Origin of the sequence: Zwartia panacis (assembly GCF_030410395.1) — a bacterium.
Classification (GTDB): domain Bacteria; phylum Pseudomonadota; class Gammaproteobacteria; order Burkholderiales; family Burkholderiaceae_B; genus Zwartia; species Zwartia panacis.
Genome location: NZ_JAUHHF010000003.1, coordinates 306,420 through 322,857, shown reverse-complemented (window position 1 = coordinate 322,857; position 16,438 = coordinate 306,420). Strand labels below are relative to the sequence as shown.

The 16,438-nt window shown below is 54.9% G+C and carries 16 protein-coding genes; 12 read left to right on the top strand and 4 right to left on the bottom strand.

From position 1 onward, the window contains the following. Nucleotides 1-3 precede the first annotated feature (3 nt). The 3 genes from lipP1 to QWY30_RS06280 are packed head-to-tail and all read right to left on the bottom strand — an operon-like array spanning nucleotide 4 to nucleotide 2,926. The gene (gene lipP1, locus QWY30_RS06290) at nucleotides 4-939 is read right to left on the bottom strand and encodes a LipP1 family hormone-sensitive lipase (protein ID WP_290239262.1); all 936 of its coding nucleotides are present in this window, start codon (nucleotides 937-939) and stop codon (nucleotides 4-6) included. Nucleotides 940-973: 34 nt separating this feature from the next. Next, a complete protein-coding gene (locus QWY30_RS06285) occupies nucleotides 974-1,261 on the bottom strand; it encodes a cupin domain-containing protein (protein WP_290239259.1) in 288 nt (95 codons plus the stop codon). An 18-nt stretch (nucleotides 1,262-1,279) separates the two neighbouring features. Continuing rightward, nucleotides 1,280-2,926 carry an electron transfer flavoprotein-ubiquinone oxidoreductase gene (locus QWY30_RS06280; protein ID WP_290239258.1) on the bottom strand — a complete coding sequence of 549 codons (1,647 nt, stop codon included), beginning with the start codon at nucleotides 2,924-2,926 and terminating at the stop codon, nucleotides 1,280-1,282. Nucleotides 2,927-3,055: 129 nt separating this feature from the next. On the opposite strand from QWY30_RS06280, the gene QWY30_RS06275 reads away from it, so the two are divergent. The 9 genes from QWY30_RS06275 to ftsB all read left to right on the top strand — a co-directional run bounded on the left by QWY30_RS06275 (nucleotide 3,056) and on the right by ftsB (nucleotide 11,776). After that, a complete protein-coding gene (locus QWY30_RS06275) occupies nucleotides 3,056-3,508 on the top strand; it encodes an acyl-CoA thioesterase (RefSeq protein ID WP_290239255.1) in 453 nt (150 codons plus the stop codon). 33 nt (nucleotides 3,509-3,541) lie between these two features. Next, the gene (locus QWY30_RS06270; protein WP_290239252.1) at nucleotides 3,542-4,243 is read left to right on the top strand and encodes a CoA transferase subunit A; all 702 of its coding nucleotides are present in this window, start codon (nucleotides 3,542-3,544) and stop codon (nucleotides 4,241-4,243) included. 12 nt (nucleotides 4,244-4,255) lie between these two features. Next, nucleotides 4,256-4,912, top strand: a complete 657-nt coding sequence (locus QWY30_RS06265; protein ID WP_290239250.1) for a CoA transferase subunit B — start codon at nucleotides 4,256-4,258, stop codon at nucleotides 4,910-4,912. A 9-nt stretch (nucleotides 4,913-4,921) separates the two neighbouring features. Continuing rightward, nucleotides 4,922-5,566, top strand: a complete 645-nt coding sequence (locus tag QWY30_RS06260) for a VTT domain-containing protein (protein WP_290239523.1) — start codon at nucleotides 4,922-4,924, stop codon at nucleotides 5,564-5,566. A 2-nt stretch (nucleotides 5,567-5,568) separates the two neighbouring features. Next, complete coding sequence (locus QWY30_RS06255; RefSeq protein WP_290239248.1) at nucleotides 5,569-7,374, top strand: aminopeptidase P family protein; 1,806 nt, start codon at nucleotides 5,569-5,571, stop codon at nucleotides 7,372-7,374. 129 nt (nucleotides 7,375-7,503) lie between these two features. Beyond that, on the top strand, nucleotides 7,504-9,156 hold the full coding sequence (pyrG, locus tag QWY30_RS06250; protein WP_290239246.1) for a CTP synthase: 1,653 nt from the start codon (nucleotides 7,504-7,506) through the stop codon (nucleotides 9,154-9,156). Continuing rightward, the gene (gene kdsA, locus QWY30_RS06245; RefSeq protein WP_290239244.1) at nucleotides 9,153-10,004 is read left to right on the top strand and encodes a 3-deoxy-8-phosphooctulonate synthase; all 852 of its coding nucleotides are present in this window, start codon (nucleotides 9,153-9,155) and stop codon (nucleotides 10,002-10,004) included. Before pyrG ends, kdsA begins: the two co-directional genes overlap by 4 nt. A gap of 30 nt (nucleotides 10,005-10,034) precedes the next feature. Beyond that, entirely contained in the window at nucleotides 10,035-11,321 is a 1,287-nt protein-coding gene (gene eno, locus QWY30_RS06240) for a phosphopyruvate hydratase (RefSeq protein ID WP_290239242.1), read from the top strand. Between the two features lie 47 nt (nucleotides 11,322-11,368). Beyond that, nucleotides 11,369-11,776 carry a cell division protein FtsB gene (gene ftsB, locus QWY30_RS06235; protein ID WP_290239240.1) on the top strand — a complete coding sequence of 136 codons (408 nt, stop codon included), beginning with the start codon at nucleotides 11,369-11,371 and terminating at the stop codon, nucleotides 11,774-11,776. Between the two features lie 45 nt (nucleotides 11,777-11,821). Here the strand turns inward: ftsB and QWY30_RS06230 are convergent, their stop codons facing one another. After that, entirely contained in the window at nucleotides 11,822-12,337 is a 516-nt protein-coding gene (locus tag QWY30_RS06230) for a TadE/TadG family type IV pilus assembly protein (RefSeq protein WP_290239238.1), read from the bottom strand. A 199-nt stretch (nucleotides 12,338-12,536) separates the two neighbouring features. Here QWY30_RS06230 and QWY30_RS06225 point away from each other — a divergent pair, with 199 nt between their 5' ends. Genes QWY30_RS06225 through QWY30_RS06215 form a run of 3 tightly spaced genes read left to right on the top strand, consistent with a single transcriptional unit; the run spans nucleotide 12,537 to nucleotide 16,422 of the window. After that, entirely contained in the window at nucleotides 12,537-13,745 is a 1,209-nt protein-coding gene (locus tag QWY30_RS06225; protein ID WP_290239236.1) for a pyridoxal-phosphate-dependent aminotransferase family protein, read from the top strand. A 2-nt stretch (nucleotides 13,746-13,747) separates the two neighbouring features. Continuing rightward, a complete protein-coding gene (locus QWY30_RS06220; protein ID WP_290239234.1) occupies nucleotides 13,748-15,640 on the top strand; it encodes a sensor histidine kinase in 1,893 nt (630 codons plus the stop codon). Then, entirely contained in the window at nucleotides 15,637-16,422 is a 786-nt protein-coding gene (locus QWY30_RS06215) for a response regulator transcription factor (RefSeq protein ID WP_290239232.1), read from the top strand. The genes QWY30_RS06220 and QWY30_RS06215 overlap by 4 nt, the downstream gene beginning before the upstream one ends. Nucleotides 16,423-16,438 lie beyond the last annotated feature (16 nt).

The following is a 16,438-nucleotide window of genomic DNA, read 5'->3' as shown; positions in this document are numbered from 1 at the left end:
GTATCAAAACCGGTCGCGAAGCGCCTGTGCACAGAGCTTCACGGCCGTGTTGGCCTCGTCGAGTATTCGACCGAGCGGAACGAATCCATGGATTTGACGCTCGAAACAGATGTATTGCGTAGGAACACCCGCGGCGGAAAGCTTGTCCGCATACGCGTAACCCTCGTCGCGCAAGGGATCGTATCCCGCCGTGATGACCAGCGCTGGCGGTAAATCAGAGTGGTCCTTGGCGAGCATCGGTGAAGCCCGCCAGTCCTGGCGCATCCAAGCCTCGGGCATATAGTGCCCATAAAAATAATCCATCGAGTCACGTGTCAGTAAATAGCCTTGACCATTGGTGCGCATGGACTCTCGTTCAGTGCTGGCATCCGTGACGGGATAGATCAACAGTTGCAACACTGGTTTGAACGCACCGTCTTGTTTCAGCGCGAGTGCCACCACAGCTGCGAGTTGGCCACCCGCGCTGTCTCCGCCGACTGCAATGCGCGCTGCATCAATGTTTAAGGCGCGAGCGTTTGCATGCACCCATTTTGTCGCGGCCACACAGTCGTCTGCGGCTGCCGGGAAAATGTGCTCGGGAGCCAGTCGATAGTCAACGGAAAACACTGCGCATTGGGCTTGGTTGGAGAGTGTGCGGCACAGTACATCGTGTGTGTCGAGGTCACCAATCACATGACCACCGCCATGGTAGTAGACCAGGGCGGGTAATTTGTCTGTTGTTGCCGAGCCCAGAGGACGATAGTGGCGCACGGTGATCGTGCCAACCGGACCTGGGACCTGGATATCCACAGATTGAGCAACTTCAGGTGCATCGGGCTGACTAAAAAAGCGCCGCTCCGCGTAAAAAATGCGTGCTTGTACGGGCTCTGTGGTGTGGACAGGCGGAATCCCTTTTTCAACAACGAGATCAATCAGGGCCTTGGCTTGTGGATCGAGCATGTCATTGTTTCCGAAAAAGGGGTTGAGGGATGGCTCAGCGTAATTCGATCTCTACAAAAACAACTTCGTGATTGCTCGCGTTGATCACGTTGTGGTGCACACCCGCCCCACGCGTGTAAGACTGACCGAGGACCAAAGGAAACTCCTTGAGTCCATCGGGCGTTTCCAGGTGGAGCGTACCGTTGGTCGTGGGCACCACCACGTAATCGTGACCATGTGTATGCCAACCCGTCTCGGCACCGGGGGCGAAACGCCATTCGGTGACGATGACGCGGTCATTATCGATCTGGTTCGTCGGGACTGCCTGTGGACGTGTTGTCATGATTGATCCCTTGAAAAGTTACATCCCGGTGTAGACCGGACCCTCACCACCTTGAGGGGTCACCCAGACGATATTTTGTGTGGGGTCTTTGATATCGCACGTTTTGCAATGCACGCAATTTTGCGCATTGATTTGCAAACGATCCGCACCCTGATCGTCTTTGACGTATTCGTACACACCCGCCGGACAGTAGCGCGCTTCGGGTCCGCCGAACTTGGCCAGATTGATGGATACCGGCACGGAGGCATCCTTCAGGGTCAAGTGAATGGGCTGATTTTCTTCATGATTGGTGTTGGAGATAAACACCGAACTCAACCGATCAAAAGTCAGCACGCCATCAGGTTTTGGATACTCGATCTTGACGCAGTCGGCTGCCGGTTTCAGGCAGGCGTGGTCGGGCTTGTCGCGATGGATCGTCCAGGGCATGTTGCCTTTCAGGAGCCATTGTTCGATACCGGTCATCAACGTGCCAACGGAACGGCCTTTTTTGAACCATTGCTTGAAATTGCGCGCCTTGTTGAGCTCAGTGTGTAGCCAGGAGCTCTCAAACGCGGCAGGGTAGGCGGGCAATTCGTCGTGGCTCCGCGCGGCGACCAACGCGTCAAAAGCGGCCTCAGCGGCCATCATGCCGGATTTGATGGCGGCGTGGCTGCCCTTGATGCGGGAGGCATTCAGGAAGCCGGCCTCACAGCCGACCAGCGCACCGCCCGGGAACACCAGTTTGGGCAGGGACAACAAGCCGCCGGCGGTAATCGCCCGCGCGCCATAGGCGATGCGCTTGCCACCTTCGAACGTGCCACGGATGGCGGGGTGTGTCTTGTAGCGCTGGAATTCCTCGAAGGGTGAAATCCAGGGATTGGCGTAGTCCAGTCCCACGACCATGCCCACAGCGACCAGATTGTCTTTGAGGTGATAGAGAAAGGAGCCGCCGTACGTGTCGGCATCCAGCGGCCAACCCGCCGTGTGCACGACCAGGCCGGGACGCGATTTCGAGGGTTCGACTTCCCACAGTTCCTTGATACCGATACCGTAGCTTTGTGGATCGCGGTTTTGATCGAGTTTGAATTTTTCGATCAGTTGACGGCCAAGCTGACCGCGCGCGCCCTCGGCGAAAATCGTGTACTTGGCATGGAGCTCCATGCCTTGCTGGTACTGGTCAGTCGGCTGTCCGTCGCGTCCGACGCCCATATCGCCTGTGGCGACACCACGCACGGCACCTTTGTCGTCATACAGCACCTCGGCAGCGGCAAAGCCCGGGAAAATCTCCACGCCCAGCGCCTCGGCCTGCTCGCCCATCCAGCGGGCGACACTGCCCAGACTGACAATGTAGTTGCCATGGTTTTGAAAACACTCTGGCAATAACCAGTTTGGGGTCTTTTTCGAGCCGGTGGGCGAGAGAAAGAGGAACTCGTCCTCTGTGACTGGCGTATTGAGCGGGGCACCCATGGCTTTCCAGTCGGGGAGCAGCTCAGTCAGCGCCTTGGGATCCATGATGGCGCCGGACAAAATATGGGCGCCAATTTCGCTGCCTTTTTCAAGCACACAGACCGAAATCTCATGATTGCGCTCGGCGGCAAGCTGTTTAAGCCGGATGGCCGTTGCCAGGCCGCCGGGGCCACCACCTACGACAACAACGTCGTATTCCATCGATTCACGTTCGGACATGAGAGTCTCCCTGCTTCCAAGTATGATGTTTGATTGGTGGGGATTGTATTGCACGAGGACGGAATTGAGCGTCCGCAGGGGTTGCAAAATCATGAACCTACCCTTTCACTTTATTTTGTGGAGTGTGCTTTGGCGCAGACTGATAACTCCCCCCGTACGCTTGCCGTGGGTGATATTTTTGATTTTGATCTCCCCATGCGTTGGGCCGATGCCGACGCGCTCAATCATCTGAATAACGCCAATTATTTTCGCTATATGGAAGAGGGGCGGATCCGGATGTTCTACGAGGGCAAGGTTGAGCAAAGCACCCGATTCAGCCCTGTGGTGGTGCATTGCTCCTGTGACTTTAAAAAACCGATTACCTATCCGGCTCAGATCCGTGTCAGTCATCGCGTGGACCGAATCGGTCGATCCAGCATGGAGCATGCCGTGGATTTATCGGTGATTCACCCGGATGGCCAGCTTGAGCTTTGTGCTCAAGGTAAATCTATCATGGTGTGGATGGATTTTGAATTAAACCGTGCCCATCCCTGGCCCGCGGAAGTTTTGCAGGCGTTGGCAAGAAGCATAAATCGTCGATAATCAACTTTAGGTGACCTTCTAGGAGTCGTTCTGATGAACAAGTTGTATCCGAGCGCGAAAGACGCGCTGACCGGTATTTTGAAAGATGGCCAGACCATCGCTGTGGGTGGTTTCGGATTGTGCGGAATCCCGGAGGCGCTGATCGCCGCCGTCCGGGACCTTGGCACAAAGAATTTGACTTGTATTAGCAACAACGCGGGCGTGGATGGCTTCGGCCTGGGCATATTGCTCGAATCCCGTCAGGTGCGTCGCATGATCGCCTCCTATGTGGGCGAAAACAAAGAGTTTGAGCGTCAGTACCTGTCCGGCGAACTTGAGCTCGAATTCACGCCTCAAGGGACTCTGGCGGAAAGATTGCGCGCCGGGGGTTCCGGGATTCCGGCTTTTTTCACCAAAACAGGGGTCGGCACGATCGTGGCCGAGGGCAAAGAAGTTCGCGAATTTGATGGTCAGCAATACATCATGGAGCGCGCACTGGTGCCCGAAGTCTCTCTGGTCAAAGCCGAAGTGGCCGACCGCAGCGGCAATCTGATGTTTAGCAAAACCGCGCGCAACTTTAATCCTCCTGTCGCCATGGCAGGAAAACTGACCGTCGTCGAGGTCGAGAAAGTCGTTGAAAACGGTGAACTCGATCCTGAAAACATTCATTTGCCCGGTATTTATGTGCATCGCATTGTGATCAATGCCACACCTGAAAAACGTATCGAGCAACGCACCGTCCGCGCGGCGAGCTAAGGAGAAAACAACATGGCATGGACTCGTGATGAAATGGCTGCGCGTGCGGCCCGCGAATTGAAAGACGGTTTTTACGTCAACCTGGGGATTGGTTTGCCAACACTGGTGGCTAACCATGTTCCAGAAGGCATGGAAGTCTGGCTCCAGTCTGAGAATGGTTTGCTCGGTATCGGCCCCTATCCTCTCGAAAGTGAAGTGGACCCCGATCTGATCAATGCTGGCAAGCAAACGGTGACGACGTTGCCGGGTTCGGCGATTTTTTCATCGGCCGATTCGTTTGGCATGATTCGCGCAGGCAAGATCAATCTGGCGATTCTGGGCGCGATGCAGGTTTCCGAGACTGGCGATCTGGCGAACTGGATGATTCCTGGCAAGATGGTCAAAGGCATGGGTGGCGCGATGGATCTGGTCGCAGGCGTCGGACGTGTGATTGTCCTGATGGAGCATGTCGCGAACAAAAAAGACGGCACGACGGATCTCAAGCTGTTGCCCAAGTGCACCTTGCCCTTGACGGGGGTGGGTGTGATCGACATGGTCATCACCGATCTGGGTGTGATGGAAGTGACGCCGAATGGTCTCAAGTTGCTGGAGCTCGCGCCAGGCGTGACAGTGGAGGAGATCAAGTCAAAGACCTCCGCCAAGCTCGATGTTTCTGCAGTCAAAGGATAAATCAGCGTGATGGATTTTCTCTCGGCGGCGATCGATATGATGATGCATATCGATCGCACAATGCTGCAATTTATCGAACAGCACGGCGCCTGGATTTACGTGCTGTTAGTGACGATTATCTTTGCAGAAACCGGTTTGGTATTTGCCAGTCTGCTGCCGGGTGATTCCCTGTTGTTTGTCGCGGGCGCGATTTGCGCGATGGGCAAAATGGATTTGCCCCTTCTCATGCTTTTGCTGACCACAGCGGCGATCGTGGGTGATGCGGTCAACTACTCGGTCGGTCGCTGGTTTGGTCAAGCACTGATTCGACGCACGAAACTGGTCAATCCAGCCAGGCTCGCCTACACGCAGGGTTTTTTTGATCGTTACGGTGGTCAAACAATCATCATCGCGCGTTTTCTGCCAATCGCGCGCACGATGGCGCCATTTGTCGCGGGCTTTGCCAAAATGGATCCGAAAAAGTTTTTCCTGTTCAACTTTTCGGGTGGCATCCTCTGGGTAGTGTCGCTGACGGCGGCGGGATATTGGTTTGGTAATTTGCCTTTTGTGCGCGATAACCTGACGGCCGTGATTTTAGGCATCATCATTGTCTCGCTCTTGCCAGGCGTCATCGCAGTTTTGCGCGCGCGGTTTTCCAAATCTAAAGCAACCTGATCATGACTCAAGCTCTTTCTCGTGGCGAGGCCCTGGTCGCCTTGCGTCGTGCGATGCAACAGGCCTGCGTCAGTGCCTGTTTGATTCCCTCCGCGGATCCGCATCTGTCGGAGTATCTGCCTGCGTACTGGCAGATCAGACAATGGTTGACGGGTTTTACAGGTTCTGTCGGAACAGTGGTTGTGACGCAGGACTTTGCGGGAATTTGGGTGGACAGTCGTTACTGGGTGCAAGCCGAGGCAGAGTTGGCGGGTTCCGGCGTGACCTTGATGAAAATCGGGGTAGCGACGGATCCAGCGCATGCGGCCTGGCTTGCTGAGCATGTTCCCCCAGGCGGCGTTGTGGCGGTGGATGGTCGCGCGCTCGGTTTGGCTGCTCGCGAAGCCCTCATGGAACAATTCGCTGCGCATCAGATTCGGCTCGATTTGTCTTTGGATTTACCCGGTCTGTGCTGGTTGGACAGACCGGCTCTCCCGAGCGCGCCTGTTCGAGATTTGCCTGTGGAAATCGCAGGACAGTCAAGGCAGGAAAAACTCGCGCGCGTGCGTACCGAGATGGTTGCGCGTGGCGCGCAATGGCATCTCGTTTCCACACTCGATGATATTGCCTGGTTGTTGAATTTGCGCGGCGAGGATGTCAGTTTCAATCCTGTGTTTCTGGCCCATGTGCTGATCGGCCCCGAGCGTGTCTGGCTGTTTGTGTTGCCAGGAAAAATTGACGCTGCGCTGGCTCAGGAGCTTGCTCTCGATGGAATCGAGGTCAGACCCTATCATGATGCCGGTCAGGCGCTCGCTGAGTTGGATCAGGATGCGCGTCTGTTATTTGATCCTGCGCGTACCACCTGCGCATTGATCGATCGAGTGCCATGCGAATTAGTGCGGGCGATCAATCCCAGCACTTTTTTCAAATCGCAAAAGACACCCTTTGAGCTGGGCCACGTCCGCAGGGTGATGGAAGATGACGGCGCAGCGCTATGCGCCTTTTTTGCCTGGCTTGAGGACGCCATTGCACGCTGCGCGCAGACTCCACTCAACGAGTTGATGATTGACGAACAATTGCTCGCCCAGCGCAGCCGTCAACCGGGTTTCATTTCGCGCAGTTTTGGCACGATCGCGGCATACAACGCAAACGGTGCCATGCCTCATTACCGCGCCACGCCTCAATCTTTCGCGACAATCGCGGGAGACGGACTACTGTTGATTGATTCCGGGGGTCAATACGTGGGTGGCACAACCGACATCACGCGTGTGGTGCCGGTCGGGCAGCCCACGGCTGCTCAGAAAGACGACTACACCGCTGTATTGCGCGCCATGATCGCGCTTTCGCGTTTGAGGTTTCCGCGCGGCGTGGCTTCGCCGATGCTCGATGCGGTCGCGCGTGCGCCGCTCTGGGAAAGGCTGGCTGAATATGGTCATGGTACGGGCCACGGTGTGGGTTACTACCTGAACGTGCATGAAGGGCCGCAAGTTATCTCGTATCGCGCTGCTCCTGGCCCCCACACGGCGATGCAGCCAGGCATGATCACTTCGAATGAGCCCGGTCTTTATCGCCCCGGTCGCTGGGGCATCAGGATTGAAAACCTGGTGTGTAACGTATCGGCTGGTACATCGGAGTTTGGCGAATTCCTTGAGTTTGAGACATTGACGCTGTGCCCCATCGATACACGGTGCATACAGAGAGCGCAGTTGCGCCAGGACGAAGTGGACTGGCTCAATGCCTATCATGCCGAGGTGCGCAGACGGTTGGCGCCCAAAGTGTCCGGACCTGCGCTGGCCTGGTTGCTGCACCGCACTGAGCCTATGCATTGATTGATCTGAGTTTTCCACCTTAATTATGGAAAATTTTGCTGTTAAAGCGAGTCGGGTTTTCCGCAAAAGTAAGACAGGCGGCTATAATCCAAATTTCCCGCATACGCCCCGTCAAGGGGCGTCAAACACATGACCAAATTTGTCTTTGTAACCGGTGGTGTGGTGTCCTCGCTTGGCAAGGGCATCGCCGCTGCGTCTCTGGCCGCCATCCTCGAATCCCGTGGCCTGCAGGTGACCCTGCTCAAACTCGATCCCTATATCAACGTTGATCCCGGCACGATGAGTCCGTTTCAGCACGGAGAGGTCTTCGTCACTGAGGACGGCGCTGAAACCGACCTGGACCTTGGACATTACGAGCGATTCATTTCCTCGAAAATGCGTAAGGTCAATAACTTCACGACAGGGCAGATTTACGAATCTGTTCTTCGCAAGGAGCGTCGGGGTGATTATTTAGGTAAAACCGTTCAGGTCATCCCGCACATCACCAATGAAATTCAGGACTTTATCGCGCGTGGCGCGGAACAGTCCTGGAATGGTGCGACCGATGTCGCGATCGTCGAGATTGGCGGTACGGTGGGTGATATCGAGTCCCTGCCATTTCTGGAGGCTGCCCGGCAGATGAGCCTGAGGTTGGGGCGCAACAATGCCGCCTTCATTCATTTGACGCTGGTGCCCTTCATCGCGTCAGCAGGCGAACTCAAGACCAAGCCCACTCAGCACTCTGTTCAGAAATTACGCGAAATCGGCATCATCCCCCACGCTTTACTTTGCCGTGCGGATCGTCCGATACCCGATGAGGAGCGCGCCAAGATTTCCTTGTTCTCAAACGTCCCACTCGATGCCGTCATTTCGGTTTGGGACGCGGACTCAATTTACAAAATCCCCTCCATGCTGCACAAGCAGGGTCTGGATAATTTGATCTGCGAGGTCTTGAACCTCAATCCTCCTGCTGCGGATTTATCGATGTGGGACAACCTTGTCTATCGACTCGAGCATCCGGAGCGCGAGGTCCGTATTGCCATGGTGGGCAAATACGTCGATCTGACAGAGTCCTATAAATCGTTGACCGAAGCCTTGATTCATGCCGGTATTCACACCAAATCGCGGGTCAAGGTCGAGTACATCGATTCAGAGAGCATCGAAGAGCACGGTGTGGAGGTACTCAAGCCATTTGACGCCATTTTGGTGCCAGGCGGCTTTGGCAAGCGCGGAACCGAAGGCAAAATCGCCGCGATCCGCTATGCACGTGAAAATAATGTGCCTTATCTCGGCATTTGCCTCGGCATGCAACTTGCCGTCATCGAGTTCGCACGCGACGTGGCGGGTCTTGATCACGCCAACAGCACCGAGTTCGATCCCGCAGCGCCCCACCCAGTGGTGGCACTCATCACCGAGTGGATGGATCGCGAGGGTGTGACAGAAAAGCGCGACGCTCAATCCGATTTGGGCGGCACGATGCGCAAAGGTTCGCAAAAGTGCCCGGTCAAGCCAGGTTCTCTGGCTCACCAAATCTATGGACCCGAAGTCAACGAGCGTCACCGCCACCGTTACGAAGTCAATAACGTTTACGTGCCACGCCTCGAAAAGGCGGGACTGGTGATCAGTGCGCGTACGCCGACTGAAAATCTCCCTGAAATCATGGAGTTACCTAATCACCCCTGGTTTGTTGGTGTGCAGTTCCATCCGGAATTCACCTCCACGCCAAGAGATGGTCACCCCTTGTTTACAAGCTACATCAACGCTGCGTTGGCCCATCAGACCCAGCGCAAGGAACGCGAATGAAGCTGTGCGGATTCGACATTGGCCTGGATCAGCCTTTCTTTCTGATCGCCGGACCCTGCGTCATCGAGTCGCGTCAGATGGCGTTTGACACGGCAGGTCAGCTGGTCGAAATCACGGCAGCTCTTGGTATCCCGTTCATTTATAAAAGTTCGTTCGACAAAGCTAATCGCAGCTCGGGTGCGTCTTACCGGGGGCCTGGTATGGACGAGGGCTTGCAGATTCTCGCGGATGTTCGCGCCGCGCTGAATGTTCCCGTGCTGACCGATGTCCACGACAAGGATCAGGTCAAGGCGGTTGCCGCGGTAGTGGACGTACTCCAAACCCCAGCGTTTCTTTGTCGCCAGACAGACTTTATCGAAGCGTGTGCGGCAAGCGGCAAGCCTGTCAATATCAAGAAGGGCCAGTTTTTAGCGCCCCATGACATGTTGCAGGTCGTGAACAAGGCGCGCAATGCGGCTCGACAGGCAGGCGTTCCTGAGGACATCATGGTCTGCGAGCGCGGTGTTTCTTTTGGTTATAACAATCTGGTTTCCGACATGCGCGCACTTGCGATCATGCGAGAAACCTCTTGCCCAGTCGTATTTGATGCGACGCATTCAGTACAACTTCCGGGCGGACAGGGTACCTCCTCTGGTGGACAGCGAGAGTTTGTTCCCGTATTGGCGCGCGCAGCGGTGGCCGCCGGAATATCGGGTCTCTTTATGGAGACACACCCCGATCCCTCCAAGGCGCTTTCCGATGGCCCGAACGCTGTGCCGCTCGGTCAGATGAAGAACTTGCTGACGACTTTAATCGAGCTCGATCGTGTCGTAAAGAAGCACGGTTTTCTCGAAACACGTTTTGTTTAACGGAATTTTTATTTTTCAGGAAAGACAGACATGAGTGCAATCGTAGACATCATCGGTCGTGAAATTCTCGACTCACGTGGTAACCCGACAGTCGAATGTGATGTGTTGCTTGAATCCGGCGCGATGGGTCGCGCCGCCGTACCGTCTGGCGCCTCGACGGGCAGCCGCGAAGCGATCGAATTGCGCGATGGTGATAAATCCCGATATCTCGGCAAAGGAGTCTTGCGCGCTGTTGAAAACCTCAATACCGAGATCTCTGAGGCCTTGATGGGCCTGGATGCCCAAGAGCAAACTTTCCTGGATCGCACCTTGATCGAGCTCGATGGCACCGAGGACAAATCGCGCCTTGGCGCCAATGCCATGTTGGCGGCCAGTATGGCTGTCGCGCGTGCGGCTGCCGATGAGTCCGGCTTGTCACTCTATCGTTATTTTGGCGGGAGTGGCCCGATGAGCATGCCCGTGCCGATGATGAACGTGATCAACGGTGGCGCGCATGCCAACAACACGCTTGATATGCAAGAGTTGATGATTTTGCCGATCGGCGCGACCAGCTTTCGCGAAGCCTTGCGGATGGGCGCGGAAACTTTCCACGCACTGAAGAAAATCATCAATGACCAAGGTATGTCGACCGCTGTGGGTGACGAGGGTGGTTTTGCACCGAACGTCGCGAATCACGAGGCCGCGATCCAGTTGATTTTGCGTGCGATTGAAAATGCGGGTTACGAGCCTGGTACGCAGATCGCCCTGGGCCTGGACTGTGCGGCTTCGGAATTTTATCGCGATGGTAAGTACACGTTGCACGGAGAGGGAGGTGTGTCCCTGTCCTCGGAGGCGTTGACCGATCTGTTGTCGACCTGGTGTGACAAGTATCCGATCATTTCGATCGAAGACGGTATGGCAGAAAACGACTGGGCGGGTTGGAAACATTTGACCGAGAGACTGGGTCGCAAGGTTCAGCTGGTGGGGGATGATTTGTTTGTCACGAACACCAAGATCCTCAAGCAGGGTATCGATCAGGGCATCGCCAATTCGATTTTGATCAAAATCAATCAGATCGGCACCTTGACCGAGACCTTCGCGGCGATTGAAATGGCCAAGCGTTTTGGTTACACCGCTGTCGTGTCCCACCGCTCTGGTGAAACCGAAGACTCGACGATTGCCGATATCGCCGTGGCGACCAACGCCATGCAAATCAAAACTGGTTCCTTGTCACGCTCAGATCGCATGGCAAAATACAATCAGTTGTTGCGTATCGAGGAAGAGCTCGCTGAAGTCGCGACCTATCCCGGTCGCGATGCCTTTTATAACTTGCGCTAAATCGACCCACTGGAACGACCCCGGTCGTTTCAGTTGAACAAGGTGTTATGCGTCTGCTACTGATTGTGATGGTTGCGCTAGTCGGTCTGATCCAGTATCCGTTGTGGATGGGTCGGGGTGGCTGGTTTTCCGTTTGGGATATGCAGGCGCAGGTCGTCGATCAGCGAATGATCAACGAGGGTCTGACCGCGCGTAACGTCGCGCTAGCCGCCGAAGTGGAAGATCTTCGCTCAGGTACCGAGGCCTCGGAAGAGCGCGCGCGCAGCGAATTGGGCATGATGCGTCAGGGCGAGGTTTTTGTCCAAATTTTGCCTCCTGGCGTCAAACCGCCCGAGCTCAAGTCAAATGCGAAACCAGGTACGGCCGCCAAGCCCGGGATTGCAGTCAAACCTGTCACTCCCCCCGCCAAACCGGCGACTCCTCAACCTCCCGCCACCAAGCCTGCCACTCGCTAAGTACTGAGGTCTGCCCTCAGCCCGGCTTCATCCGCTCAACCCAGATCAACTCGGACCCAGGCTGCGTTGCCTGAGTACGCGATGTTCGATCACGATCGGGATGAGCCCCAGCGCCCAAGCGCGTTGTTCGAGGTGTTGTCTAGGGTTTTGTTTTTTCTGCAGGCTTGAGCTGATACCCGATAGTGCTTTGAGCAATGTTCTCAACCAGTCCTGCATCGGCGCATGTAAATATGTCATCTTCAGATGAATGATGTCTGCGGGGCCGGGTTGTCTGACTACCTCCCAAAGCGGCAAACCAAATCTTTTTGCAAACTCGTCACGGGCCGCATCGCGCCGTGCCTGTGGAGAGTGAAATCGTCCTGCCGGCACGAACAATGTTGTCAGCGCATCGCGTAACGCAGGTTGCCAGATATGTGGGGCGCCTTGATGCACTGCAGCCACCCGAGCAGTCTCCTGCAAAGAAAGTGTGAGCAGTTGCCGAATCTGATAGCCGCGTGCAAGTTCGATACACAGGCTTGCGATCAGGATGACGGGGAGTAAGGCAAGAAGTGTTTCGGCCATGGTCCCCCCATGCTGTTTGAATAATCTTTGTCCGTGAAGGGGACTGGTTTGTCGCTGTGGGTGCACAGAAGGACCTCCGTCATCGTGATGCGTTAAAAAAGTGTCCAAAGTGTGGTGTTCTGGGTACGCGATGTCGATTCGGACGAGCGCCCATGGATAGTGGCAGGTTAAAATCTATCAACTTTCACAAGGATCGGATATGACCTCGTCAGCAGCTGCTTTTCCCTACTTTCCCGGTATACGTTTGCTCCACTCGCCAGGTCCCTCCAATGTGCCCAAAGCGGTTCTGGATGCGATGACCAAGCAACCCATGGACATGGGTGATCCGAGAGTCGATGCCTGCGTAGATGCGTGTGAGGCGGGATTGAAAAAGTTGTTGAATACGCAGGCTGCAGATGTGTTTTTTTACGCTGCCAACGGTCATGGTGTATGGGAGGCGATGATCGTCAATCTGCTGGCACCCGGACAAAAGGTGCTGATACCCGGCACCGGTCACTTTTCCGAATCCTGGGCCATCATGGCCGAGGCGATGGGGGCGATCGTGATCCGCACGCCCTATCATGAAGGCTATCCTATCGATCTGGATTCCGTGGCTGAGGTTTTACGCGCGGATACCAAACATGAAATCGTGGCAGTCTTCGCGGTTCACACGGATACGGCCAGCAGCACCACGAGTGATGTGCCCGCGCTCCGGGCTTGTATTGACGCGACCGGTCATCCAGCATTGTTTGTGGTGGACGTGGTGGCTTCATTAGGGGCGATCCCCTTCGAGATGGACAAGTGGGGTGTCAACGCCGTGATCGGCGCCTCGCAAAAAGGACTCATGGTCCCTCCAGGCGTGGGTTTTTGCGTCGCTGATGCGCGCGCCATGAAGGTTTGCGAAAACAATCCTGCGCCGCGTTTTTATTGGGATTGGTTGCGTCGTCGCAAAGGTCCTTCTTACAGTCGTTTTTGCGGCACAGCCCCTCAAAATCTGTTGTTTGGCATGGAAGCCGCATTCGAGCTTCTCGACCGCGAGGGTGTCGATCAAGTGCATGCGCGGCATCGCATGCTCGCGGGAGCTGTTCGTGCCGCTGTGCAATCCTGGTCCGAAGCGGGAAATCTCGATTTTCTGTGCAAAATCCCTGAGGCACGCTCTGATTCTGTGACCGCTATTCTGGTCAAGCCCGGCGTAGATCCAGAGCTCATCCGCAAAACGGCGCGTGAAAAATACCAGGTCATGATCGCAGGCGGGCTCGGGCCTTTCGCAGGTCGGGTCTTCAGGATCGGACATCTAGGTGATCTCAATCCAGCCATGATTCTTGGCTGTCTGGCAGGAGTAGAAGCCGCGATGCAGTCGCTGGGTATCGAGGTAGGCGATCGGGGAGTGCGTCGTGCAGTGGAGTTTCTCTCAACGGCTTCGCGCTAACCATGTCATGGGCGCGCGCATGTTTGTGGTTGTTGTTGACAGCCCTATGCATGAGCGCGCATGCAAAACCTGAACAGGATCTGATTCTAGAGCGTGCGGTCTTTGTCGAGCCTGCGCCCGGTGCGCTGACGATCGACCAGGCGGTTACTCAAGAATACAAACCCTTTGGTACGGTTCTGAATCGGGGCTTTACGCCGACGATCCGCTGGATCAGGGTGCTTGTTCAGGCACCCAGCCAAGGGTCCGAACAAGTGATTCTGCGCGTCGGGCCTCACTACATTGGGGAGATCCAGCTTTTCGAAAAAACAAATGGCGAATGGACCAGTCGCTTTGCCGGAGACAGGTTTCCTGCCAGCCAAAATAGTTGTGTAGACAGTCAGTATTGTTTTCCCATCACGATCCGCGCAGGGGTTGATAATTATTTCTACCTGCGGATCGACACGATCAATGGTTTTTTCCTGACGACCCGGGCCATGCTGCCTGGGGATCTGTCTGAGCTCATCGTGAGCCAGCAAAGGATGTTCGGACTTGAGTCTGGCGTCATTCTCGCTATTTCTCTTTGGGCGCTGCTGGTTTATATCCGCACTCGCCATAAACTCGTCGGCGTGTTCTTTTTATCCGAGATTGTCACACTTTTATTTTCGGTTTCGACTTCAGGGCTGCTGGCAGAGCTTTACTTTGAAAATCATGTCTGGTTGGATAACCTGAGCTTCAACACTCTGTATGTGTTTCGCCTCATGTTCTCTTTGATCGTGATGCATGAGTTCTTGCGACATTATGGCCCACCTCGCTGGTATAGCCTGTACATCAAAGGGGCGCTGGCCGTGCTTTGTGTGCAGTTGTTTGCCCTGAAAATGGATTACCTGACGCTCACTGCGCTGAATTTCAATTTTCTGCTGATCTCTTCCATGCCGTTGATTTTGTTGCTGGCGTTGCCTTGGTGTCGTCTCATGCCAGCGACACACAAACGTCTGATTGCTGTAGGCGCCACTCTCATGGCGGGACTCCTTTGGGTGGATATTTTGCCTGTACTCGGGTGGGTTCGTCCGGATGTTGTGAGTTCTCCGGGCAATTGGGGAGGACTGGTCGTCGCGGTGGTGCTCTCCATCATGGTGGTCAGTGATATCACGCACCGACGCGTCATTTACGATCGTGAAATGCAGGAATTGCAATTCATGCGTGCGCGTAATTTGGTCGAGACGGAGCAAATCAAAGATCGCAGCATGTTGATCGACATGTTGACGCACGAGTTGAAAAATCCCCTGGCGACCATGAGGATGGCGGCAGGTTCTCTGCGTAGAAGTTTGCAGAAACAGGCAAGCGAACAGTCCGCAGACTCTGCCGAGCGCATCGACAGTATGATTCAAGCCATCAATAATATGAATACCGTGATCGAGCGTTGCGTCCAGGTGGATCAGCTCGACCAGAAGGGGTTCTCTCCAAGGTTTGAAGATGTTGATGTGACTGAAGTCGCGCGGGTGATTATTGCAAACCAGTCTGAAGGCGAACGCATTGTGATGCATGCGCAGACTGCGCCAACTAAAATGCGGACTGATCCTAATTTGTTCGCGATCATTCTCAGTAACTTGCTGGACAACGCAGTGAAGTATTCTCAGCCTGAGAGTAGGATCGTACTTGAGCTCGTTGACTATCCTTCGACAGGGGAGTCCCAGTCGAGTTTCATCGTGCGAGTGTCCAACATGGTGATGGAAAATAGTGCGCCTGACCCAGAGAATGTGTTTAATCGGTATTACCGAGGCCCTTATGCGCACGAAAAATCAGGCACTGGTTTAGGTTTGTATCTGGTTAAATCTTTGTGCAAAATACTGGGTGGTTCGATCCGCTTCGAACACAAGGATGGTCAAGTGCAATTTACCGTTGAGCTAAAGCGATGAGTCAAAATATTCCGGGCGCGCCACTCGTTCCAGGACTGGAGGCTTCAGGCGAGGAGGGCGTGAACTTGTTCACGATGGCTCCCATGCGCGTTGCGCTCGTCGAGGATGATCCTCTTTTGCGAAAGGAAATTCACTACCACCTCAAGCAACAGGGCTTTCTGGTATTTGCCGTCAATAGTGGACGTTCGCTGGATGATTTATTGATCACTGAGCCTATTGACGCGCTCGTACTTGATCTGAGCTTGCCAGGCGAGGATGGTATTTCGATCGCCCGACGCATGCGGGTCAGCATCCCTAGCATCGGCATCATCATGCTGACTGCGCGTGCCGCGATTCCCGACCGGCTCAAGGGTTATGACGCAGGAGCCGATATCTATTTGAGTAAACCGGTTGCGCCAGAGGAGCTGACTGCAGCCTTGATGAGTATGTACCGCCGTTCGCGTTTGATGAATAAAGTAGCGGTGAGTTGGGTGATCAGTTTGCAGGATCGTTCGATCGTCAGTCCCTATTCGGACGAAAAGGCTTTTTTGACGAATAGCGAGAAGACGCTGCTGGTCGGTTTGACACAAGCTTCGCAATATCTGCTTGAAACAGAAGTGATTTGTGAAATGTTGAGTCAACGCCCCGATGTGGATGATATCGGCAAACGTGCGCTTGAGAGCCTGGTGAGTCGCTTACGCAAAAAACTCTCAGCACTATCGCCAGAGGGTGCCGAGCCAGCATTGAAGGCGGTTTGGGGGGTTGGCTATCAGCTTTGTATCCCGATCGAAATTCGACCCTAGGGATAGATACAAGGTT